This window comes from Pedobacter sp. Leaf41, from assembly GCF_001422545.1.
Taxonomy (GTDB): domain Bacteria; phylum Bacteroidota; class Bacteroidia; order Sphingobacteriales; family Sphingobacteriaceae; genus Pedobacter.
The window spans coordinates 101,113-124,103 of record NZ_LMLE01000006.1 but is presented as its reverse complement, the minus strand read 5'-3'; the positions used below and the strand labels follow the sequence as shown (position 1 = coordinate 124,103).

Sequence of the window (22,991 nt, the reverse complement as noted above, 5' to 3'; positions counted from 1 at the left end):
ATGGAAACTGAAAATTAATTTAATGTACTATCTTGAAAACCAATTCTTTAAGAAGATCGCCATCGCTAACATTGCCCGAACTTTCTAAGCCTTTACTTTTCAAATCGTATTCTCTGAGCAAGCTAATTACCTGAAAGACTTTTCCGGTATGATAATTTCTGGCCGCAACTTCATAATCTTTTATAAAAAAAGGAGGAACACCCAAAGCGGAAGCCGCATCTGCCTTATTTGGTATATAATGATATTTCAAAAGCTTTGTAAAGTAACCAGCCAAATTAGCTAACACCATTACAGTGGGATTTGCTTTTGGGTTACTGGCAAAATAATTAATAATTTTATTGCATTTCAAAACATCGCGAATAGCCAAGGCTTTCTGTAATTCGAACACATTGTACTCCTTACTAATGCCAATATTTTTCTGCACTAAATCCGTATTGATGGTTACATCTTTAGGTACATTCAGCATCAGCTTTTCAATCTCATTCGCAATTTTGGAAAGATCGGTTCCTAAATATTCGGCCATTAAAGCCGAGGCTTGCTGATCTATTTTATAACCTTTTTTTTTGATGAAATCTTCAATCCAGGGAACGAGTTTATAATCTCTAACAGTGTCTGATTGAAAAATCAACCCACTCTTATTGATCGCTTTATAGATTTTTTTACGCTTATCGAAATTCGCATACTTATAAGCAAGTACTAAAATGGTACTAGGCAAGGGTTTTTCGAAATAATTGAGTACAAATTCTGCCTCTTTACTGCCAGCATCTTCTTTTCCCCATTTTAAATCCTGTGCTTCTTTTACAATTACCACCTGATAATCAGACATCATTGGATAGCGCTTTGCGGCGCCTAAAACCGTCGCCATATCCGTATCCTTTCCATATAAAACTGTTTGATTAAACCCTTTTTCGGCATCATTCAACAGCTTATCTTCAATATAATCGGTTACCTGATCGATATAATAAGATTCTTCCCCATGTAAAAGATAAACAGGTTTGAATTTTCGGGCTTTAATATCCTTTATAATTTCGGCAGCAGTCATTGCCGTAAAATTACAATTTAGCTTTTATGATTTTGATAAATGTTTATAAACAATATTAACTTTGACCATTATTAATTACAGGGCATTAGTAGCCCTAAACTAACAACTTCCGATTCACGACTGCATGTTCAACCCTACCCCACTTAATCTTCCGCCGTATCCGTTTAAAATTACTAGGAAAGATGATGTAGTTTTTATTTTCGATGAATTAAGGAAGAAACACTTGGTGTTAACACCCGAAGAATGGGTGCGGCAACATTTCATACAGGACTTGATCGCCAGCAAAAAATTCCCAAAAAGCCTGATTCAAATTGAAGGTGGACTGGTTCTGAATCAACTACAAAAGCGAAGCGATATTCTGGTTTATAACACTGCAGGTGAAAAGTTAATGCTTATTGAGTGTAAAGCTCCGAAGGTTAAAATTACGCCTTCTGTGTTTGATCAGGCATCACGATACAATTCCATTCACCAGGCCAAATGGATTGTTTTAACAAACGGTTTGCAGCATGTTTACGCCAAAATGGATCTGGAAAAGGGAAGCTTTGCTTTTGCACAAGAGATGCCGGAATACTCAGAGTTGTGATGTTAAATATTAGAAATGTCAGTCTGAGTCTGTCGAAGACCTTATTCATGTAATATCCCTCGACAAGCTACAATTTACGCTTTTATTTTCCGTCCTTTGCGATCCCGATTCTTCATCGGGAAAAGCTTCAGGGGAGTGCCTTTGGAACAATCTCATTTGATAGCACACTACCTAGAATGAGATTGCTTCGTACCTCGCAATGACGACCGTCCTAAACGTTATTCATATTGCTTTTAGGAAATAGATTAAACCTCAGAATAACAATTATCCTTACAAACTATACTCCTTTTTCCAAACCTGTTTATTACCAGAATAGATGGCTTCGTTACACATAGCCACGCAAATAGAAGCCTGCGTACCCGTATTGATGTTAGATACCGGTTGTGCGCCACTTGTAATTGATTGATGAAACTGATCCAGGGCATAGTTGGTTCCATCCATCGTGGGCTTATCCAAAATAGGGATTCCACCATCTTTGTTGATCACAATTTTGGTAGCACCGGTCACGCCATCAACAATTCCCAATTCCTTTCTGGTTACTTCCTCAGGGTAAAAAACCCCGGTATTGGTGAGTAGCGAAACGGAACCTTTGGTTCCTTTAATTTTAAAAAGATAACCATCATGTGCATTGCCGCAGGTGGCGCCAAAATTTCCAATCATTCCTTTCTCCTGATAGCGCAAAGTGGCCTGGATGTTGTCGTAAGTTTCCCGTCCATCTTTAAAAATATCTATCCCTCCCGAACCCATAATTTCATCTGGCTGCGTTTCGAACGCCCAATTAATGAAATCGATTTGGTGAGATAGGAGTTCTGCGGCTAAACCGCCGGAGTATTCTTTGTACATCCTCCAATTTATTTTTCGCTCCAAATCAGCACTCGGAACACTTCTGCGCCAGGTTCCATTTCTGTCCCACCGGCAATCAATCTGCGAAACCTTGCCCAGGTAACCACTTTGAATCATATCCTTAACCTTAAAATAAAGCGGCGAATAACGGTATTGATAACCTACCTGAAAAATCTGTTTAGGATATTTTTGAACCAGCTTTTTTAACTCCAGTGCTTGGGCAATATTATAAGTCATTGTTTTTTCTACATACACATGTTTACCAGCCAGAACTGCGTCTTTTGCAATTTTAAAGTGTTCGCTTAAGTGTGTGGCAATAAAAACAGCATCTATATTTTTATTATCAAAAACCTGCTTGTAATCCTTGATAGGCCGTGCATCGGCAGGAACGTACTTTTCTGCCTCTTTTAGTCTAAAATCTAAAACATCGCAATAAGCTACTGCCTTAAATTTCGCCGGCATTGATTTAATAACCGATAAAACTCCTTTGCCACGATCTCCGCAACCAATCATTGCAATATTGATTACTCGATCTGCACTAAACGCGTACAAAGCATCGCCAACTAATAATCCCGAGGCTAAAGCTGCCGAACTTTTAACAAATGACCTGCGATGCATCTATAATTTCTTTATTTTGATGGTTCTGAAATCGACCTTATTTCCATGATCCTGAAGCAGAATATGCCCTTTTGGCGCTTCTCCAAAGTTTTTCCAATCTTTGTATTTACTTATCGCAACTAGCTTTTTAAACTCTTCCGATCCGCGTACATATTCTAAAACTTTAACCCCATTTAAATAATGTTCAACTTTGTTATTTGGATAAACTACTAAGCGGCCATTGTTCCAGCTGCCGATTGGACGAAGATAACGGGCTTCTTTTTTAGACGTCATTAAATCGTATAACGAGGCTAAAGTACGGTTTCCATCTCTGCCTAATTTCGCATCGGGATGTAGCACATCATCTAAAACCTGATATTCCAAACCGATAGCCGAACCTGTATTTTTTTCGCTTAACGTAACGAAATATTTTACCCCACTATTTGCTCCAGGGGTAAGCTTAAATTCGAACGACATATCGAATGCGGCAAACTCCTCTTTGGTAACGATATCACCGCCATTCGTAGATTCGGCTCCGCCAGATGGCTCCACGCCAATTACTCCATTTTCAATTTTCCAACCCTTTGCCGGGAACGTTGTTTTGTAAGCCCCAACCCACCCGGCGTTGCTTTTACCATCAAAAAGGAGTTTATATCCTTCTGATTTCTCGTAACCAGACAAGGTATTGGGAGTTAAATTCACGGTGTATATTCCTTTCGGAAAAGATTTCGACTTCAATCCTTCTGTTTGGAGATTGATATTTTTGAAATAAACCTTTTTTCCATCGTTTTCAAGGTTATTTCCAATCCCATGCACTTGCAAACCAATGAAACCTGATTGATCTAGGGTATCAATTACATAGGCAACAGGAGTTCCGTTTACCCAGGTTTTTAATTCGTTGCCAATGTTTTCTATTCTATAGTGATTAAACTCATTCTTTTTATAAAGCGGCTTAGCTGACGGATTTAATTCCAAGGGATAGAGCCATAATCGCCTGGCTTCATCATAAATCCCACCCGTCCACGATCTCGGTGTAGGGTCTATTTCCATTTGTCTTCCGTACACTAATCCTCTCCCGTTATTTCCCTCAGACTTAATATGACTTCGCGTTTGCACTCCAGAATTTGTATTTTCACCTTCGAGCTTAATATCGATTTCGAGCACAAAATCGCCGTATTCCTTTTCGGTGATCAAAAATGAATTTGGCGTTCCCTTAGTCATGGTACCCACTATCGCTCCATCTTCAACTTTGTAAGGCGCTGTTCCGGCTACGGCTTTCCAACCGTTTAGTGTTTTACCATCGAAAAGTGGTTTAGCTTTTTGTGCAGCGGCAGATAAACTGATGATTGAAAGCGCAAGAATGCCGTATGTTTTAATGTTTAACATGGTTGATTAATAATTTTTATGAGATGATAGTTGTTGATACATCACGAAAGTCCAGAGCACTATTTCTACGTTCTACTAAACCCCAGCCTAACAAATTTTTGGGAATCTCCATACCAAGCCACATCGCTGACTTAAATACAAAAATTTTCAGCTGGCAATTTTGTTTCTTTTGTTGGTAAAAGAAAAAAGGCCCGTCTGGCCAAGACAATAAAAATAATCGTTTCATTCCTCACAATGATGATGTATTGAAATTAATATTTAAAAATTTTTCCGTTTGCAATCACTTCTTGTTTGTTTTCGTCAAAAGTTGCTTTCGCTCCTGTACGAACCGCAGCATTAGTCATGATGTTGGCAATGGAGTGCGAATAGCCAGCCTCTACCGGAGCATTTGGCATTTTACGACTTCTAACACACTCCATCCAGTTTCTCATATGACCGGAAGTAAGCGAATCGCCGCCCATATTTGCACCTGTAGCTGCCTTTATTTCGGTTTTACTCAAATCGAAATTTGGTAGCAGGTTGGCTTTCATGCCCATCGCGGCAGCTTCCTTTTCTTTTAATCCACCTTTTGGAGATACTTTATTGGTAATCAAATTTAATTCACCCCCATTAGAGTAATAAACTTCGCCAACATCGCCAACGCTGTTTTGCATTCTGGAAGTGAAAGTAACCTGAAATCCATCTTCTGTATTGGGCTGACCATAATCGAAAACTGCAACCATCGAATCCCAGTTCCTACGGCCATCTTTCCAGGTGTAAATTCCACCGTTAGCTACTACACTTCTCGGATGTTTCAAATTGGTAAACCAATGAACCGTGTCGATTTGGTGAGACATCCACTGCCCCGGCATTCCTGATGAATAAGGCCAGAATAAACGATACTCTAAATACTTTCGTGGATCGAAGGCTTCATTTGGCCGGTTTAATAAAAATCTTTTCCAATCGATATCGGCCTCTTTTAGCTTTGCCACCAACTCAGGTCTACGCCATCGCCCGGGTTGATTTACGTTCCAAACCAAGTCTACAGCGGTAATCGGCCCGAATTTTCCCTCCTGAATAAATTTTGCGGCGTTTGCATAATTTTCACCACTTCTTCTTTGAGAACCAATCTGGACAATTCTATCGGTTGCTTTAACAGCTTTAAGTGCCGCTTTTGCATCATCCATCGTTTCGGCGAAAGGTTTTTCCACATAAGCATCGCAATTGGCTTTAACCGCTTCAATGGTATGCAGCGCATGCTGAAAATCGGCTGTACTGATAATCACAGCGTCCAAATCTTTAATGGCATACAGCTCGTCGTTATTTTTACAAGCTTTAATATCATGACCAAATTTTTCTTTGAGATGGGCAATACCTAAATCCCGGCGGTAGTTCCATAAATCTGAAAGACCAACGATATCGAAATTCAATTCTTTGTTGTGATTTAGAAAACAAGGGAGCAAAGTATCTTTAAATCGATCTGAAAACCCAACCACACCAACTCTAACCCTATCGTTAGCACCGATTATTCGTCCGTAGCTTTTGGCACTCATACCCATTGTGCCGGCGTAGGTTGCCGCAGCAAAAATGGCAGATTGTTTAATAAATTTTCTTCTGGAATTTTCCATGGAATAATTGAGTAATTAGTTATTATAAACGTTTTCGATTTGTTTGCTTAAGTATTTGAAGCAGAATTTGATTTGCTCTTCCGAATAGTTGCTTCCTGCCTCCACAAAAATTGGCCCTTTATAGTTAGCCGCCTTTAGTGCCGCAAGGTATGGCGTAAAATCATCACCCTTAATTCCGGGCAATGTCCGCTCTGCGTCCTCCGCAATTTCGCAGTGAATAAGTAAATCTTTTGCATCAATAATATTTTGAGGAGGCTCGTGCTCGCGTCGCATGTGAAAAATATCTGCATTTAGCCTGAAGTTGGGATGGTTAACTGACCTGACAATTTCAGCTGCTGACTTCACTGTATTGATAAAATTGGTTTCTTTAGTTTGAAGATTTTCCAGCGCTATTTTAACCTTATATTTGGCGGCAATTGTTGCTATCTTTTTACAAAGTGATACAAATGCACCTGTCGCTTTTTTAACATCGTAACCATCAGGTAATCTGCGTGCACCCCCACTCCCTAAAACAATCCTACTAACGCCGGCTTTTTGGGCACGATTAAATAGACTATCTACATAGCTAAGTACAACTGGCTCATTAACATCCGGACCGGCGATTTTCATATTGCCGGGAAACATCACATTGCACATATATAATTTCGATCGCAGTTTCCCGATCGACCGAAGATTACTATTAAATTGTTCTCCCGATAGCGAAGGTGAAATCATTCTGCCAACTGATTCTCCAATAAACTTAAATCCAGCGGCATGAATTAAACTATCTTTTTCTATCGGCGCAACGATACCCAGTGGAAAAAATGATTTATTTCTCGATTGAAAACCAAACACAAAAGGGGAAAGAAGAAGTATGAGAATGATCGTTCTTAGTTTCATGTTCAATTTTACTTAGAAGATATTTTATACACCTTCTCTATTTAGGTAAAATGTAGTTTATATTCCATTTGGTTAGTGGTTTTTAAACCATATATATCCACAAAATAAGATTTTTAGTGGAAAAACATTCGAACGGTTTAGTAACATTTTAGAAACGAGGGAAGAAAGTTGGTGTGCTGCCCCGAATCTTTGCGATCAAAATTTAATTAGAAACCTCACCCTATGAAAGGAAGAGGTTATTGTAGATGCAGTGCATCCCTCTACTTGAAGAGAGGGAAATGAAAGTTGGCAGTTTGAACCTATGTTGAAAAGGCACAATCCGCAATGCCCTCTCTTTAAGGAGAGGGAGAGCAGAAAAATTGCCGGATTACAACCATTAATAAGGTGAGGTTATTAAGGCTTGAAGCTCTCTTAAAAATATATTTTGTTAAAAACTCCACCCTATTAAAGGAAGAAGTTATTGTAGATGTAGCGCATCCCTCTCCTTGAAGAGAAGGAAACGAAAGTTTGCATTTTGAACCTATGTTGAAAAGCACAATCCGCAAAGCCCTCTCTTCAAGGAGAGGGAGAGCAAAACGATTGCCGAAGCACAACGATTTATAGGGTGAGATTATTGAGCTTTGAAGTTTTCTTAAAAATTCATTTTATTAAAAAAACTTACCCTATGAAAGGAAGAAGTTATTGTTAGATGTAGTGCATCCCTCTCCTTGAAGAGAGGGAAATGAAAGTTGGCAGTTTGAACCTATGTTGAAAAGGCACAATCCGCAAAGCCCTCTCTTTAAGGAGAGGGAGAGCAGAACAATTGCCGAACCACAACCATTAATAGGGTGAGGTTATTATCAAACGCTAGCCAAGCATTAACAGGCTTTCCTCAATAATCTTTATTTTGGCTTCGGCATCTGCTTTTTTATTGCGCTCGTTTGCGATAATTTCTGGTTTGGCATTTTGAACGAAACGTTCGTTGCTCAGTTTGGCATCAACCGATTTTAGGAAACCCTGTAAATAAACCAAATCAGCATTTAAACGGGTGCGTTCTGCATCAATATCAATATTTTCTGTTAAGGGAATAAAAAATTCATCTTTACCAGCCATAAAAGCAGTTGCACCTGCAATCTTATCATCCACCATTTCAGCCTCAGAAACATTTGCTAATTTGAATATCACATTCAACCATTTCTTATAGTCAATCTCAGAATTCACTTTTAAACTTAAGGGCAAGGCTTCTTTCGGAGAAATCTGTTTTTGATTACGAACATTCCTAATTTCGGCAATTACAGTTTTAATCACCTCCGCGTCTTTTAATAAACTTTCGTCTATTGAGCCACCTTTCGGATATTCGGCAACGATACAGCAATCCATTTCTCCCCGTTCAGCAAATAAATCATCATGCCATAATTCTTCCGTTAGGAAAGGCATATTGGGGTGCAATAACTTAATAATATTCTCGAAAAACGAGATGGTTGCTTGATAACTTTCAGCATCAATTGGCTGTTGATAAGCAGGTTTAACCATTTCTAAATACCAGGCACAGAAATCATCCCAAACCAGCTTGTAAGTGATCATTAATGCTTCTGATAAACGGTATTGTTTAAAATTCGCCTCAATTTCTACAAGCGCTTCCTTGAAACGATTTTCGAACCATGACATGGCCTGGGTATTTGGATTTTCCAAGCTTTCATCAACTTCCCAACCTTTAACCAAACGGAAAGCATTCCATATTTTGGATGCGAAATTTCGTCCCTGTTCGCAGTAACTTTCATCGAACATTAAATCGTTGCCTGCGGGCGATGACATTAACATACCCACACGCACTGCATCAGCACCATACTTTTCTATCAATCCAATCGGGTCTGGAGAGTTGCCTAAAGATTTAGACATCTTACGACCCAGCTTATCACGCACAATTCCGGTTAAATAAACATTTGTAAATGGTTTCTTGCCCATAAACTCATGTCCGGCCATAATCATACGTGCCACCCAGAAGAATAAAATTTCAGGTGCCGTAACCAAATCATTGGTTGGATAATAGTAATTTATATCCTTATTATCAGGATTTTTAAATCCATCAAAAACCGAAATTGGCCATAACCAGGAAGAGAACCAGGTATCCATTACATCCTCATCTTGCCTTAAAAAGGGCTCTAGCTGATGCTTAAAACCAGCTTTTTCAGCTTCTGAATAATTTTCGTCTAAATGTTTTTTCTTCCAAAATTCTTCTAAAGCTTCATCTTTCGTTTTAGCAACTACCCAGTTTCCTTTATCATCATACCAAGCCGGAATGCGTTGCCCCCACCAAAGCTGACGAGAAATATTCCAATCGCGAACATTCTCCATCCAGTGGCGATAAGTATTTTCGAATTTATTGGGAATCAGGTTAACCTCACCGTTTAAAACGTCATCCAAAGCCGGCTGAGCCATTTCTTTCATCTTTACAAACCACTGCATAGAAAGTTTTGGTTCAATTGCAGCATCTGTACGTTCCGAGAAACCAACCTGCGATTTATAGTCTTCAACTTTATCCAGATGACCAGCCTCTTCCAGCATTTTGGCAATTTTTTTACGGGCAACAAACCTGTCCTCACCCACTAAAATGACCGCCAATTCATTTAAGGTTCCATCATCATTCAAGATATCGGTTACGGGCAAATTGTGTTTCACACCTAGCTCATAATCGTTCAAATCATGTGCCGGAGTAACTTTTAAACAACCTGTACCAAACTCAATATCAACATATTCATCCTCTATAACCGGAATTTCATGGTTCACCAATGGCACAAAAACCTTTTTACCTTTTAGGTGGGTAAACCGTTCGTCGTTCGGGTTAATACAAATTGCGGCATCAGCCATTATCGTTTCCGGACGGGTAGTTGCAACAACAAGATAGTCAGAAGTCTTAAGTCCGGAGTCAGCAGTCTTTTCACCAACAATAGTATAGCGAATGTAATATAGTTTTTGATTTACTTCCTTACGGATTACCTCTTCATCAGATACGGCAGTTTTACCTGCCGGATCCCAATTTACCATCCGGATACCGCGATAAATCCAACCCTTTTTGTACAAGTGAATAAAGGAATCGATTACGGCTTCAGAAAGATCTTCTTCCATCGTGAAACGCGTACGGTCCCAATCGCAACTTGCACCTAATTTCTTTAATTGTTCTAAAATAATCCCGCCGTATTTCTCTTTCCACTCCCAGGCGTATTTCATAAATTCCTCGCGGGATAGGTCTTTTTTATTGATGCCTTGTTCCTTTAACATCGCCACTACCTTTGCTTCGGTTGCGATAGATGCATGGTCAGTTCCCGGAACCCAGCAAGCATTTTTGCCTTGCATACGGGCTTTACGAATCAAAACATCCTGAATGGTATTATTTAACATGTGCCCCATATGCAGCACTCCGGTAACATTTGGCGGTGGAATTACAATAGTGTAAGGTTCACGCTCATCAGGCTCGGAATGAAAAAACTTTTTCGATAGCCAATAGCTATACCATTTATCTTCTGTTTCTGCAGGATTGTACTTCGTGGAAATGCTCATGAAAAATTATTCAGTATCAATTTGAGTGGCAAAAATACGTTTTTAGGGTCAAAACTTAAAGTAGAATTCATTTGAAAAGCCAGGCCTGCATTTCATTGCAAAGTCAGTCCTGCTTTTCGTTGCAATCTTTTCGCGAAAGTCATTCTAAGCTTGTTTAAGCCTGCATCAAAAAGTATTTACACTACAATCAGGTTTAGAAAATTCTGTTTGCTACACCTTTAATTGTTCGGCCAATACAGATAGCATATTTTGGCTGAAGCCAACCAACAAAATTTAAAAGGTCAGGCAGCTAGAGCAACCTGCAATGAAATGTGAATAAATTATCGGGTTTTCCTTTCATTGCCGTTGGTTTAAACCAACGGAAAAAATTAGAAACCTCCTTATAACTTTCGAAGTTCATTGCCGTTGGTTTCAATCAACGGTAATCAAAACCCTAATCCAAATCTGCAAAAACATCATCCAGAAGAAGCTCGAAACCAGGCAAAACAGAGGAAGTAATTTTTTCACTCAGGGTAAATATTTTTGAAGGCTGAAATTTACCAATATTGTTAAGAGTATAAATAAGAATGCTTTGATCACTTTGGCTAACCACCCAATATTCTTTCACACCAAACTCTTCATAAACCTGATATTTATTTAGCAATTCCTTTTTATTATTCCCTGGCGAGAGAATTTCAACAACAATATCAGGAGCGCCAATACAACCGCGATAATCCAATTTACTTTTATCGCATATTACACAAATATCAGGCTGGAGCACTGTAAAGACATCCTTATCAGCTTTACTTTCCTTTGGGAAGCGAACATCAAAAGGAGCAGCATAAAATTTGCAAGGCTGGCCTTCCAAAAAATTCCCAATTTTCATGAAAATGTTTCTAAATATTTCCTGATGCACCCGTGAAGCAGCAGGACTCATCTTAAAGATTGTTCCTTTAATCAGCTCTACTCTCTCTTCAAAAAGCCAGTTTAAGTAATTTGCATAGCTATAAGTCAACGATGCATCAATATCATTGAATTGACGAACGGGTTCATCATGTATTTCAGGATATGGAATCGGCTCAGACATAACCAAATATACTCAATTCTGTAGTAAATTAAAACTGCATCTTTTGAATCCTGACGGCGTTCAAGATAGCCAATAATGCTACTCCAACATCTGCGAACACTGCTTCCCACATGGTTGCCACGCCACCTGCCCCTAAAATTAAAACCAATGCCTTTACTGCAAAGGCCAAAACTATATTTTGAATGACTACTTTCCTAGTTGCTTTACCAATTTTGATTGCAGTTGCAATTTTCGACGGCTGATCAGTCTGAATTACCACATCTGCTGTTTCTATAGCCGCATCGCTACCCATAGCGCCCATTGCCATACCAATATCACTGATCGCTAAAACAGGCGTATCATTTATTCCATCGCCGACAAAAGCTACAACTTTAGTTTTATCTTTTTTAATTTCTTCGAGTTTAGCAACCTTATCTTCCGGCAGTAAATCGCCGAAATAAGAATCAATACCTAAAACAACAGCCACCTTTTTTACAATCGATGTTTTGTCTCCACTTAACATGACAACCTGTTTTACGCCATTTTCATGCAGTTGTTCAATAGCCAATACTGCATCCTCTTTAATTTCATCGGCAATTAAAACGTAGCCGGCATATTTTCCATCTACAGCCAGTACCACAATACTTTCAACTATATCCTTTATTTTAATGTCGAAATCAATTTTAAATTTCTCCAGAAGTTTAACGTTTCCGGCCAGAACTTCTTTGCCGTCAACAACCCCTTTTAAACCCATTCCAGCAATTTCTTCGATATTTTCGGCAGCATGGAGTTCTTTTTCCGCGGCATATTCTACAATGGCTTTTGCAATAGGGTGTGTAGATTTTCCTTCAACAGCAGCTAATAATGTTATAAATTCCTCTCTATCAATTAAACTCTCCACCTGCTGAACGTTGAACACACCTTTGGTAAGCGTTCCGGTTTTGTCCATTACAACCGTGTTTAGTTTGGCGATCAGATCTAAAAAGTTGGAGCCTTTAAACAAAATTCCGTGAGCAGAGGCAGCGCCAATTCCACCGAAATAGCCAAGGGGAATAGAAATAACCAAGGCACAAGGACAAGAAATAACCAGAAACACGAGTGAGCGGTATAGCCAGGTTTGAAAATGATAATCTTTACCCAAAATTAAAATCGGGACAGTAACCAAAGCCAACGCCAAAAAGAACACGATTGGCGTATATATTTTAGCAAATTTACGGATAAACAATTCTGTTTTTGCTTTACGGGTTGTGGCATTTTGTACCATCTCTAAAATCCGCGAAAGCGCACTATCTGCAAAAGCTTTGGTTACTTTAATTTCAATAACCCTATCCAAATTGAGCATTCCCGCTAATACCTTTTCGCCTTTATTAATGGTTTTTGGCTTACTTTCACCTGTTAAAGCAGCGGTATTGAAACTGCTTTTATCTGATAACATTTCGCCATCTAAAGCGATTTTTTCACCGGCTTTAACCTGAATAATTTCCCCAATGGCTACTGTTTCCGGATTTACGGTTTCGTATTTTCCGTTTCGCAACACGCTGGCTACATCAGCCCGAACATCGAGCAAGGCAGAAATATTTCTCTTCGCCCGATTCACTGCGGCCATTTGAAAAAGCTCGCCGATAGTGTAAAATAACATGACCGTAACGCCCTCAGGGTATTCTCCAATAGCGAAAGCGCCAATGGTTGCAATAGACATTAAAGAAAATTCGGTAAAAAAATCTTTGGCTTTAAAAGTTTCCCAAACCTCTTTTAAAACCGGAATGCCTACAGGTAAATAAGCTACAATATACCAATACGGACGAATAATTTTAAATGCATCGATCTTTAAAAAATTATCAAATACAATACCAATAAGTAACATGATTAACGTTACTGTTGCGGGCAAATATGCTTTAAAAGATGACGGATCGCCACCGTGATCATGATCTTGCTCATCACCCTCTGCGTGCTTATGCTGGTGCTGATCTTGGTGTGCTTTGCTACTGCAACAGTTATCGTCTTTATCGTGTGGATGACTCATTTATTTCTTTCTCGTTGTGAAAAGCAACGTCAGTTCCTCTTCGGTTTTTGTGTTCCCGCTACCGTTTCAAATCCTCACCCGATGAAAATCGGGTTCCGGGTTTTCCACTTTATCGGGTTTAGGTGGCTAAAATAGGAGTACTATCAGAAGTCTACTAAACCCGATTGTAGCGAAAACAAAAAGCTTTCTCTGCTTTTGTTGCAGCAAAAACTGGGACTACAAATCCGATGGTATACCGACCGCTCATTTCCAAATCCCCTGATTAAAATCAAATTTATAGAAAACAAAACTTATTATTCTAAATCATTCTCGATAGTTAAAAATTTTCAGCCCACCACAATAATTTATGTTAAAAAATGTTAATACTGTAATAAGATTCAAAAATCATGAAATCCTTAAAATTCCATTTTTCGCCAGCTGAATTTATTAGACGTTTGGGCTTAGCCAAAATTTACTATTGGTTTAACAAGTAATATTCTTGGTATATTGTTTCAGTATTAATTAGTATTTCATAAATTTCGCTGTTAAAACTAACTTTAAAAGCGAATGAAATACCAAAATTTGAAAAGTTATTTTGCAGGGCTAGCTATAGTTGCTGCTGCCTTTTCTGCAAATGCACAAACCACCAGAAAATTTATCGACCCGGCAAATATGGATTTATCCGTAAAACCAGGCGATGATTTCTACACTTACGCAAGTGGTACCTGGATAAAAAACAATCCTGTCCCAGCAAAAGAAACCCGCTGGGGATCATTCAACGAGCTTCGCGATTTCAATATTAATGCCGTAAAATCCTTAGTAGAAGAAGCTGCCGCAGATAAATCTGCGCCTGCAGGTTCGGTGAAACGTAGAGTGGGCGATTTTTTCGCTGCCGCGATGGATACGGTTGCCATAGAAAAATTAGGCTACACCCCTATTAAGGCCGATTTAGAAAAAATTAAACAAATTAAGGATATTCAAGGCGTGCTTGACCAGGTGGCTTACATGCGTGTAAGTGGAATTGGAAGCCCAATGTTTGGCCTTGGCGTTGGTCAGGATCGTAAAAACGTTAACAAATACATGGTTAACATTGGCCAGGGCGGAACCACCCTGCCTGATCGTGATTATTACCTGAAGGATGATTCAAGAAGCGTAAAAATTCGTGAAGCCTATAACACTTACATTACTACCCTGTTTACTTTAACTGGAAGCACACCTGAAGAGGCCAAGAAAAAAGCAGAAACAGTATTCAAAATTGAAAAGCAGTTTGCCGAGGCACAAATGAGCCGCTTAGAGATGCGTGATCCTTATGCAACTTACAACAAACTTACTGTTGCTGAATTGAACAAAAAAACGCCTGACATTAACTGGGCAAATTACTTAACCAAGTTTAAAATTAAAGGTCAGGATACTTTATTAGTTTCTTCTCCTAAATTTATGACCAGCCTTGATGGGATGTTAAAATCTATCCCGGTTGCAGATTGGAAAACTTACTTAGAATGGAATGTTTTAAAAAGTTCTGCCGGAAGTTTAAGTTCTCCATTTGTCAAAGCAAGTTTTGCTTTTACCCAGGCACAAACCGGCCAGAAAGTTCAAACACCACGTTGGCAACGCATGTCATCTTTAACAGATGGCACTATTGGCGAATTATTAGGTCAGTTATATGTGGCTAAATACTTTAAACCAGAAGCGAAAGCCCGTATGGATGCCATGATTGTAAACCTTCGCAAAGCGTTCGAAATCAGAATTAAAGGTTTAGAGTGGATGAGCGATGAAACAAAGAAAAAAGCGCTGGAGAAACTTGCCGCATTCGAACCTAAAGTGGGCTATACCACTAAGTGGGAAACTTATACAGGTTTAAACATTAACAGAGGAACCTATTTCCAAAATCTTCGCAATGCAAGCGTTTGGGGGTACAATGAAAATGTTAACCGATTAGGTAAACCGGTAGACAGAACTCGTTTCGGTATGACGCCACCTACGGTAAATGCATCTTACAGCCCAACAATGAATTCAATTACCTTTCCTGCCGGGATTTTACAATTTCCATTCTTCGATCCAAATGCGGATGATGCTCTAAACTATGGTGGAATTGGCGCAGTTATCGGACATGAAATGAGCCATGGTTTTGATGATAGCGGCAGCCAGTATGATGCAAAAGGTAACTTAAAAAACTGGTGGACTGCTGAAGACCGTAAAAAGTTTGAAGAAAAAACAAAAGCTTTGGGTGAGCAGTTTGATGCCTACACTGTTTTAGATACTGTTCATGTAATTGGTAAACTAACAATGGGCGAAAACATTGGAGATTTAGGTGGACTTAACGCCGCTTATACTGCCTTTAAAATGACTAAACAAGGTCAGAGCAATGAGAAAATTGATGGTTTTACACCAGATCAACGTTTCTTCCTGGCTTGGGCGCAGGTATGGAGAGGAAATATTCTTCCAGAAAGTGCCGCTCAGTTAATTAAAACAGATCCACACTCACCTGGTCCGTACCGTACAATTGGCGCTCCGGTAAATATGGATGCCTGGTACCAGGCGTTCGACGTAAAACCTGGCGATAAATTGTACAAAAAACCAGAAGACAGAATTAGAATGTGGTAACACTGAAGTAGAAGATTGAAGGCGAAAGCCCTCAACATCAATCTTTAAATCCCTATAGTTTTTCATCTCGAAGAGGAATATCAAACCTATCATGCAAACGTCCCGGCTATCCGGGACGTTTTGTTTTACCAGGGTTTTCTGCAACATGTAGCAGCTAGAACAATATTCATCAATAAATTAAGAAAGCTGAGCAACAAAAAATATGGTTAGTTTAGTAAATCTTAAATATCATCTTATCTTTGAATAACATAATTATCATACATGAGAAGCATTATTAAAGCACTTTTTATTTTAGGTTTAGCCTTGTCCTCTAATATCAGTTTTGCACAGGATAACTTGATAAGTCTGGATGCCCTGATCAATAAAACCGATCCTGCGTGGCCATTAGTTAAAAAGTGGATTGATGCAGCAAAAAACAAAGTTGAGGTTCTGCCTGTAGATTCTGCTAAAGCGAAACAGACTTTATATAACGCTCAGGTTTCTACCTACGCCACCCTCGGATCTGTAATTTACAATACCGGAGGTATCATGGTTGATAATGGTTGGATCAGAATTTTAGGATCGGGAAGTGAGCGTTTAAACAGAGATATTGCCAGCTGGAATAAAGAAAAAACCATTAAAGAATATGGTGATAAAATCCCTTACCTATTAATTGCCGACGATGCAATCGGCGGGTTTTTCGCTATAAATTATGGCGGTTTGGGGCCCGATATTAAAAATGTTTATTACCTCGAACCGAATACGTTAACCTGGCAACCGCTTGGAGCCGGATATGGAGAATTTTTAATTTTTTGCTTCGATAGTGATTTAAATAAATTTTACAAAGGCTTACGTTGGAGCACCTGGAACCAATTTATTGGAAACCTGGAGGGAACCAAAACCTACAGTTTCCGACCATATTTGTGGGAGAAAAATACCGATATAGAAAAATGCAGTAGAAAGCTGGTTGGCATTGAGGAAATGTATCGTTTTAACATCTTAAAATCGAAAGAACTTAACGCAGATGCGGGAATCAAAAAAGACGATTCAAAACAGTAATTCTGAAAGCAATCTATAATTCCTGATATTTAGCCTGTGTTTTCTTCGAAAGTTTGGCTAATACCAAAGCTCTTGACTGCGCTACAAGACTTTTTAGTTCCTTGTCGTTAAGCACATCCAAACTGGCAACCTGAATCCATTGGCGTTTTGCTAGGTGATAGGCTTGCGCAATTCCATCTCTCGCTGTCAAGGCATCGAAATCGTCAGGGTTGCATTTAATGGAGAAACTTGATCCGGAATCAATCGCGACGATCACATAAATCTTCTCCTCAATCATGAAACACAAATGATCCCATTTCATGCCTTCGGTAGTACCTGGTAAACTTAAGCAGTATTCTCTAAATGATTCGATATCCATTATTCTTTTGTTTTGAAGGTGGACAAATGCAAATTTCACTATGTTTGTACCTGATTACGAAAGTAACAATTCTTCTCTTAATCATGAGAATCTTATAATCCTTTATCCTGGTCATGAATATTCTTACCCAAACTGCCGACGGTTCTAATACACTTTACAATGAAACGATAGGCGAACATTATCATAGTAAACACGGCGCCTTGCAAGAAAGTAAACATGTTTTCATCAATGCTGGCTTAGTGCATGCTTCTGCTGAAAAAACTGAAATATCGATTTTGGAAGTAGGCTTTGGAACGGGACTCAATTTTCTCTTGAGCGTGGATTATTGTATGCAAAACCAAATCAAACTTGATTATGTGAGCATTGAAGCATTTCCACTTGCCCTAGATGTGTTAAATGCAACAGGTTATGCTGCATTCGTATCGCCAGATATCTGGGAAAAATTTATCACCAACTATGATCAAAGTTTAAAATCGAAGCAGCATTTATCTTCGCACTGCGAGTTAGAAATTGCGCACACCGAACTTGCAACTTTTACTACAGATCAGAAATTTGATGTAATTTATTACGATGCTTTCTCTGTTCAACACCAGCCTGAAATGTGGAGCGATGAAATTATTGCCCATGTTTGCAGTTTTTTAAAACCGGGCGGAACCTTTGTAACCTATGCCATTACCGGGAAACTAAAAAGAGCAGTCAAAGCTTGCGGTTTCTCAATCGAAAAACTGCCTGGAGCACCAGGAAAAAGGGAAATGCTTAGGGCTACCAAAGGAATGGAAAATGAATAATAAGGTAAATATTTAGCGCCAGTTCTCACCTATCCTTTCTGACACAAATCCGACCTGCTGAAGAAAACCACTTTTGCATATAATTGTTGATGCTATACTAATCATCATTATTATGGAAAAAAGAACTTTAGGAAAAACCGACTTAACTATAGCGCCCATTGTATTTGGAGGAAACGTTTTCGGCTGGACAATAGACGAGCAGAAATCATTTGAAATATTAGATCACTTTGTTGGAAGTGGATTCAATTTTATCGATACCGCGGATGTTTATTCGACATGGGTTCCTGGTAATAAAGGCGGTGAATCAGAAACGATAATTGGCAACTGGCTAAAAAAGACGAACAAGCGCCAGGAAATTGTAATTGCTACCAAAGTAGGCTCTGACATGGGTCAGGGTAAATCCCTTAAAAAAGACTATATCATTAATGCTGTAGAACATTCGCTTTCGCGTTTGCAAACGGACTACATCGATTTATATTTTTCACATTTCGACGATGAAACTACGCCTGTTGATGAAACATTGGGAGCCTATGAATCACTAATTAAGGCAGGAAAAGTACGGTGGCTTGGTGCCTCGAATTTTTCGGCTGATCGTTTAAAAGAATCTTTGCTCTTCTCTGCAAACAACAATATTCCACGCTACGAGGTTTATCAGCCCGGCTACAACCTTTTTGATCGGGAAGAATTTGAGCAATCACATGAAAAAATCTGTCTCGACCATGGGCTGGGTGTTATTACTTACTATTCCCTGGCAAGTGGATTTTTAACAGGAAAATACCGCAGCGAAGATGACTTGAAAAAAAGTCAGCGAGGTGGTGGTGTTAAAAAATTCCTAAACGAAAGAGGTTTTAAAATTTTGGATGCGCTAGATCAAGTTGCAGAAACGCATGGCGTTGAGCAAGCATCGGTAGCGTTAGCATGGCTACTGCAAAGGCCTTCAGTTACAGCCCCCATAGCAAGTGTTACTGATTTAAGTCAGCTAAAATCATTTACGGAAGCAGCAAATCTAACACTAACTGCTGAAGATATTTCTCTTTTAGATCAAGCGAGCAGCTATTAAAAATATTCTCTTATATTTAAATGCCCGATTAGTGAAACAATTAATCGGGCATTTTGTATTAAACAGGATTTTTATATAACCATGAAAGAAAAACTCACTTTTCTACCCAAGCTCGCCCTTGTATTATTCTGTTTAATAAGTTTAACCTACATCGCTATTTTAGGGCATTCGTTGTTGGCGCCACTTTTATTTTCTTTACTGATGGCAATTCTACTTTTGCCAGTGAGTAACTTTGTGGAGCGAAAATTTGGATTCAAGCGAAGCCTTTCTACCATTTGTTCCGTTATCCTAATGATTGCCGTAATCGGTGGAATAGTTTATTTTTTTGGCAATCAACTGAGTTCATTATGGGCAGACTGGCCACTGCTGAAAGAAAAAGCGAATGTTTCTTATCACGAGTTACAGAAATGGATTTCAACTACCTTCCACGTAAATACTGAAAAGCAGCTTGCTTACTTAAATGATAGCACTGAAAAAGCGCTCGCTACCAGCGCCACCATTGTAGCCACTACCCTGGCTACATTATCATCAACCTTGCTGTTTATGGGTTTTACGCTACTTTTCACCTTCTTTATACTCAACTACCGCCGAGTACTTTTCACATTTTTAACTTCAGTTTTTGCAGCACAACATAAAGAAAAGGTTACCGAAATTGTGAACCAAATACAGTTCATCATCAAAAAATATATCATTGGTCTATTTTTACAGATGCTAATCGTAACTGTTTTGATGATCACCGTACTAAGTTTACTGGGGGTAAAATACGCTGTTTTACTTGGCCTTGTGGCCGGAATCTTCAATGTTGTACCCTACCTCGGAATTTTCTTTGCCTTGCTGGTAAGTTGCTTAATTACTTTTGCCACTGCTGGTGCTGGTAAGGTACTGCTTGTTTTAATCGCTTACATTGGTGTTCATGCTATTGATGGCAATATATTGATGCCTCTTGTAGTAGGTTCCAAGGTAAAAATCAACGCATTATTTGCCTTCATTGGTATTATAGTTGGCGAGATGATCTGGGGAATATCAGGCATGTTTTTATGTATTCCGTACTTAGCTATTTTAAAAATTATTTTCGACCGTGTAGATACCTTGAAACCGTGGGGCATTTTAATGGGTGAAGAACATAAACCAGAAAAGAAGAAGCGGGTGTACCGCATCACTAAGAAGATTAAATTAGAAGAAAAGGATTAACAAATGCCTGAAAATAGGTCACCTCACATATTAAGTACATCAGCCAATTTATTAGGGATTTGCTTCGTTGTATTAACTTCGCTAAAGAAGTTAAACCTGGCAGATGATTCTATAATTGATGAATTTGCGGTAGTAGCAGTGATGCTTTTTATGACGAGTTGTATATTATCATTCGTATCAATGCGAAGGGAAAGACAGGAAAGTCAGAACTTGGAGAAAGTGGCCGATTTTGTTTTTCTAACTGGTTTGGTAGTGCTATCTGTAGCTACTATTTTAATTGCCTTCAACTTAATCAAGTAATTTTGCCAGGTGTAATTTATTATTAACTCCGGAAAGTGAAACCTCTATTTATTCTTCTTGTTGTTTATATAGCATTGATGGCTTTCGGTGGCCATACTTCGTTCGATAAAGGCGACATTTTCGCAGGAAATATTGCGATGTCGGTGATGTTGCTCTTTACTGCAATTGGGCACTTCAAATTTAAAACTTCCATGGCTGCGATGATTCCGCTATTTATCCCCAAAAAAGTAGAAATTGTAATCTTTACAGGAATACTAGAAATTGCTTTTGCCGTTGGGCTTTGTATTGAAAGTAGCCGCTATTATTCCGGAATCGGCCTGATCGTTTTCTTATTGGCAATATTACCAGCTAATATTTATGCTGCAAAACATCAAATTAACTATGAAAATTTATATCAACCGGGGCCAGGTGTAAAATATTTATGGTTTAGAATTCCTTTTCAGCTTTTCTTAATCGCCTGGGTTTGGTACTTTAGCGTTCGCTAATAAAAATACCATGCCGAAGAATCCTATTCCTGTTACCGCAAGTAATCCCGCTGACGCTTTTAACCGCCTGCTAACTGTTTTAGATACCTTGCGTACGCAATGTCCTTGGGATAAAAAACAAACTATGGAAACCTTGCGCCACCTTACCATTGAAGAGACTTACGAGTTAAGTGATGCCATACTGGAAGGCGATTTAGAGGAAATAAAAAAAGAACTAGGCGATGTAATGATGCATTTAGTATTCTATTCAAGAATCGCTTCAGAAACCAAAGCTTTCGATATTGTTGATGTTTTAAATGGCGTTTGCAATAAGCTAGTTAACCGTCATCCTCATATTTATGGTGATGTAGAAGTGGAAAATGAGGAAGATGTAAAAAGAAATTGGGAACAAATCAAACTAAAAGAAGGCAATAAATCGGTTCTAGCTGGCGTTCCAGCATCATTGCCCGCCTTGGTAAAAGCAGCCAGAATTCAGGAAAAAGCCCGCGGAGTTGGTTTCGATTGGGAAGATAAAAGTCAGGTTTGGGAGAAAGTTGAAGAAGAACTTCAGGAATTTAAAGCCGAATTTAATGTTGCAGATCAAACCGCAATAGATATAGACAAGGCAGAATCAGAATTTGGTGATGTGCTTTTTTCATTGATCAATTATGCCCGATTTATCAACATCAACCCCGAAAATGCTTTGGAAAAAACAAATAAAAAGTTTATCAAACGTTTCCAATACTTAGAAACCAAGGCAAAGGAAAATGGTAAAGCCCTGGCAGATATGACGCTGAGTGAAATGGATATTTATTGGAACGAAGCAAAGAAATTGTAGCATGAAGTTAGGAGAAAACGAAGCCGCGAAAAATCTAATTGGTATCATTACTTTTAATGTTACTGCAACGCAAACTGTTGATGGAGGTGTTATTCCGTGGGTTAACACAGCCAAGGCAAATGAGGAAATCTTGAATCTGATAGATGCTGATGAAATCGTAATATCTGAACATGAAATTACTGTAGTTATCGATTACCCGCTAACAAGCCCAACATCTTTTCAGTTGTTTTCTGCTATCGGTTTCTCCCGGAAGTTATTACTGATAGAAATTAGAGAGCAGTTTTTAAGCCTAGCCAAAGCAGAAACATTAGATGTTTTAGCGATTGATTTGGTAGCCTTGGATGTTTACAGAACCAATTCTGATAAAATCGAAATCACTCTGGATATTGATGTTTAATAAAAAACACCATCAACATAATACCATTTCCCTTCTTCCAATTTGAAGTTCGATTTTTCATGGAGCACTTCAGTTTGAAATCTGCTATTCAAATAATAGGCCTTGAATTCAACTTTATCATACGTTTCTGAAATAATTTCTAGCTTTAGCCATTTAGTGTTTTTAGCACTTTTTAGATAAGCATCTTTCGAATTTCCTTTACGTTTACTGATGTGCGTAGTTTCAAAAAGGTAATCTGCATCTGCTACAACAAAGGCCGAATATCGAGAACGCATAAGCATCTCGGCTGTTGGCGCATTGGTAACTTTTAAATGGTATGGCTGGCAGCAATTTTCATATTCTAGTTCCGTTCCACAGGGACAAATCATCATTTGGCTTTTGATTAACGAACAAATTTAGGATTAAATATTTCCTCTGCTAAAATTTCCGTAA

At 38.8% G+C, this 22,991-nt stretch carries 20 protein-coding genes; 10 read left to right on the top strand and 10 right to left on the bottom strand.

The window, feature by feature from the left end; genetic code table 11:
* Positions 1-19: 19 nt before the first annotated feature.
* On the bottom strand, positions 20-1,042 hold the full coding sequence (gene holA / locus ASE92_RS07745; protein WP_056849538.1) for a DNA polymerase III subunit delta: 1,023 nt from the start codon (positions 1,040-1,042) through the stop codon (positions 20-22).
* 124 nt (positions 1,043-1,166) lie between these two features.
* Here holA and ASE92_RS07740 point away from each other — a divergent pair, with 124 nt between their 5' ends.
* Positions 1,167-1,625 (top strand): type I restriction enzyme HsdR N-terminal domain-containing protein, encoded by a 459-nt coding sequence (locus ASE92_RS07740; RefSeq protein WP_056849537.1) that lies wholly within the window; start codon positions 1,167-1,169, stop codon positions 1,623-1,625.
* A 270-nt stretch (positions 1,626-1,895) separates the two neighbouring features.
* On the opposite strand, the gene ASE92_RS07735 is transcribed toward ASE92_RS07740, so the two are convergent.
* The 7 genes from ASE92_RS07735 to ASE92_RS07700 form a co-directional block, all read right to left on the bottom strand.
* Positions 1,896-3,086 (bottom strand): Gfo/Idh/MocA family protein, encoded by a 1,191-nt coding sequence (locus ASE92_RS07735; protein WP_056849536.1) that lies wholly within the window; start codon positions 3,084-3,086, stop codon positions 1,896-1,898.
* Positions 3,087-4,451 carry a DUF1080 domain-containing protein gene (locus tag ASE92_RS07730; RefSeq protein ID WP_056849535.1) on the bottom strand — a complete coding sequence of 455 codons (1,365 nt, stop codon included), beginning with the start codon at positions 4,449-4,451 and terminating at the stop codon, positions 3,087-3,089. It abuts the gene before it with no gap.
* A 251-nt stretch (positions 4,452-4,702) separates the two neighbouring features.
* Positions 4,703-6,058 carry a Gfo/Idh/MocA family protein gene (locus tag ASE92_RS07720; protein ID WP_056849533.1) on the bottom strand — a complete coding sequence of 452 codons (1,356 nt, stop codon included), beginning with the start codon at positions 6,056-6,058 and terminating at the stop codon, positions 4,703-4,705.
* A gap of 15 nt (positions 6,059-6,073) precedes the next feature.
* Complete coding sequence (locus ASE92_RS07715; RefSeq protein WP_056849532.1) at positions 6,074-6,937, bottom strand: sugar phosphate isomerase/epimerase; 864 nt, start codon at positions 6,935-6,937, stop codon at positions 6,074-6,076.
* A gap of 846 nt (positions 6,938-7,783) precedes the next feature.
* A complete protein-coding gene (locus ASE92_RS07710) occupies positions 7,784-10,474 on the bottom strand; it encodes a valine--tRNA ligase (RefSeq protein WP_056849531.1) in 2,691 nt (896 codons plus the stop codon).
* 433 nt (positions 10,475-10,907) lie between these two features.
* Positions 10,908-11,540: a Uma2 family endonuclease gene (locus ASE92_RS07705; RefSeq protein ID WP_056849530.1), complete on the bottom strand. Its 633-nt coding sequence runs from the start codon at positions 11,538-11,540 to the stop codon at positions 10,908-10,910.
* Positions 11,541-11,568: 28 nt separating this feature from the next.
* Positions 11,569-13,542 carry a heavy metal translocating P-type ATPase gene (locus tag ASE92_RS07700; RefSeq protein WP_056849529.1) on the bottom strand — a complete coding sequence of 658 codons (1,974 nt, stop codon included), beginning with the start codon at positions 13,540-13,542 and terminating at the stop codon, positions 11,569-11,571.
* 546 nt (positions 13,543-14,088) lie between these two features.
* Between ASE92_RS07700 and ASE92_RS07695 the strand changes: the two genes are divergently transcribed.
* Both ASE92_RS07695 and ASE92_RS07690 read left to right on the top strand, forming a co-directional pair.
* Positions 14,089-16,125: a M13 family metallopeptidase gene (locus ASE92_RS07695; protein WP_056849528.1), complete on the top strand. Its 2,037-nt coding sequence runs from the start codon at positions 14,089-14,091 to the stop codon at positions 16,123-16,125.
* A gap of 261 nt (positions 16,126-16,386) precedes the next feature.
* The gene (locus ASE92_RS07690) at positions 16,387-17,163 is read left to right on the top strand and encodes a DUF2625 family protein (protein WP_200926368.1); all 777 of its coding nucleotides are present in this window, start codon (positions 16,387-16,389) and stop codon (positions 17,161-17,163) included.
* A 13-nt stretch (positions 17,164-17,176) separates the two neighbouring features.
* Here ASE92_RS07690 and ASE92_RS07685 read toward each other — a convergent pair whose 3' ends face one another.
* Complete coding sequence (locus ASE92_RS07685; RefSeq protein WP_056849527.1) at positions 17,177-17,521, bottom strand: MmcQ/YjbR family DNA-binding protein; 345 nt, start codon at positions 17,519-17,521, stop codon at positions 17,177-17,179.
* Positions 17,522-17,634: 113 nt separating this feature from the next.
* Here ASE92_RS07685 and mnmD point away from each other — a divergent pair, with 113 nt between their 5' ends.
* From mnmD to ASE92_RS07650, 7 genes are all read left to right on the top strand, one after another.
* A complete protein-coding gene (mnmD, locus tag ASE92_RS07680; RefSeq protein ID WP_056849526.1) occupies positions 17,635-18,309 on the top strand; it encodes a tRNA (5-methylaminomethyl-2-thiouridine)(34)-methyltransferase MnmD in 675 nt (224 codons plus the stop codon).
* Positions 18,310-18,421: 112 nt separating this feature from the next.
* Positions 18,422-19,369 carry an aldo/keto reductase gene (locus tag ASE92_RS07675; protein ID WP_056849525.1) on the top strand — a complete coding sequence of 316 codons (948 nt, stop codon included), beginning with the start codon at positions 18,422-18,424 and terminating at the stop codon, positions 19,367-19,369.
* An 81-nt stretch (positions 19,370-19,450) separates the two neighbouring features.
* Positions 19,451-20,560 (top strand): AI-2E family transporter, encoded by a 1,110-nt coding sequence (locus ASE92_RS07670; RefSeq protein ID WP_056849524.1) that lies wholly within the window; start codon positions 19,451-19,453, stop codon positions 20,558-20,560.
* 3 nt (positions 20,561-20,563) lie between these two features.
* Entirely contained in the window at positions 20,564-20,860 is a 297-nt protein-coding gene (locus ASE92_RS07665; protein WP_056849523.1) for a hypothetical protein, read from the top strand.
* Positions 20,861-20,895: 35 nt separating this feature from the next.
* Positions 20,896-21,345 (top strand): hypothetical protein, encoded by a 450-nt coding sequence (locus ASE92_RS07660; protein WP_056849522.1) that lies wholly within the window; start codon positions 20,896-20,898, stop codon positions 21,343-21,345.
* A gap of 10 nt (positions 21,346-21,355) precedes the next feature.
* On the top strand, positions 21,356-22,162 hold the full coding sequence (gene mazG / locus ASE92_RS07655; RefSeq protein WP_056849521.1) for a nucleoside triphosphate pyrophosphohydrolase: 807 nt from the start codon (positions 21,356-21,358) through the stop codon (positions 22,160-22,162).
* Position 22,163: 1 nt separating this feature from the next.
* Positions 22,164-22,559, top strand: a complete 396-nt coding sequence (locus ASE92_RS07650) for a hypothetical protein (protein ID WP_056849520.1) — start codon at positions 22,164-22,166, stop codon at positions 22,557-22,559.
* On the opposite strand, the gene ASE92_RS07645 is transcribed toward ASE92_RS07650, so the two are convergent.
* Positions 22,556-22,930 (bottom strand): YchJ family protein, encoded by a 375-nt coding sequence (locus ASE92_RS07645; RefSeq protein WP_235527315.1) that lies wholly within the window; start codon positions 22,928-22,930, stop codon positions 22,556-22,558. The two genes, ASE92_RS07650 and ASE92_RS07645, sit on opposite strands and share 4 nt — an antisense overlap.
* Positions 22,931-22,991: the final 61 nt, after the last annotated feature.

Bases quoted from the DNA above. Each gene is read 5' to 3' on its own strand.
- holA (WP_056849538.1), bottom strand. From the start codon at position 1,042: ATGACTGCTGCCGAAATTATAAAGGATATTAAAGCCCGAAAATTCAAA.
- ASE92_RS07740 (WP_056849537.1), top strand. From the start codon at position 1,167: ATGTTCAACCCTACCCCACTTAATCTTCCGCCGTATCCGTTTAAAATT.
- ASE92_RS07735 (WP_056849536.1), bottom strand. From the start codon at position 3,086: ATGCATCGCAGGTCATTTGTTAAAAGTTCGGCAGCTTTAGCCTCGGGA.
- ASE92_RS07730 (WP_056849535.1), bottom strand. From the start codon at position 4,451: ATGTTAAACATTAAAACATACGGCATTCTTGCGCTTTCAATCATCAGT.
- ASE92_RS07720 (WP_056849533.1), bottom strand. From the start codon at position 6,058: ATGGAAAATTCCAGAAGAAAATTTATTAAACAATCTGCCATTTTTGCT.
- ASE92_RS07715 (WP_056849532.1), bottom strand. From the start codon at position 6,937: ATGAAACTAAGAACGATCATTCTCATACTTCTTCTTTCCCCTTTTGTG.
- ASE92_RS07710 (WP_056849531.1), bottom strand. From the start codon at position 10,474: ATGAGCATTTCCACGAAGTACAATCCTGCAGAAACAGAAGATAAATGG.
- ASE92_RS07705 (WP_056849530.1), bottom strand. From the start codon at position 11,540: ATGTCTGAGCCGATTCCATATCCTGAAATACATGATGAACCCGTTCGT.
- ASE92_RS07700 (WP_056849529.1), bottom strand. From the start codon at position 13,542: ATGAGTCATCCACACGATAAAGACGATAACTGTTGCAGTAGCAAAGCA.
- ASE92_RS07695 (WP_056849528.1), top strand. From the start codon at position 14,089: ATGAAATACCAAAATTTGAAAAGTTATTTTGCAGGGCTAGCTATAGTT.
- ASE92_RS07690 (WP_200926368.1), top strand. From the start codon at position 16,387: ATGAGAAGCATTATTAAAGCACTTTTTATTTTAGGTTTAGCCTTGTCC.
- ASE92_RS07685 (WP_056849527.1), bottom strand. From the start codon at position 17,521: ATGGATATCGAATCATTTAGAGAATACTGCTTAAGTTTACCAGGTACT.
- mnmD (WP_056849526.1), top strand. From the start codon at position 17,635: ATGAATATTCTTACCCAAACTGCCGACGGTTCTAATACACTTTACAAT.
- ASE92_RS07675 (WP_056849525.1), top strand. From the start codon at position 18,422: ATGGAAAAAAGAACTTTAGGAAAAACCGACTTAACTATAGCGCCCATT.
- ASE92_RS07670 (WP_056849524.1), top strand. From the start codon at position 19,451: ATGAAAGAAAAACTCACTTTTCTACCCAAGCTCGCCCTTGTATTATTC.
- ASE92_RS07665 (WP_056849523.1), top strand. From the start codon at position 20,564: ATGCCTGAAAATAGGTCACCTCACATATTAAGTACATCAGCCAATTTA.
- mazG (WP_056849521.1), top strand. From the start codon at position 21,356: ATGCCGAAGAATCCTATTCCTGTTACCGCAAGTAATCCCGCTGACGCT.
- ASE92_RS07650 (WP_056849520.1), top strand. From the start codon at position 22,164: ATGAAGTTAGGAGAAAACGAAGCCGCGAAAAATCTAATTGGTATCATT.
- ASE92_RS07645 (WP_235527315.1), bottom strand. From the start codon at position 22,930: ATGATGATTTGTCCCTGTGGAACGGAACTAGAATATGAAAATTGCTGC.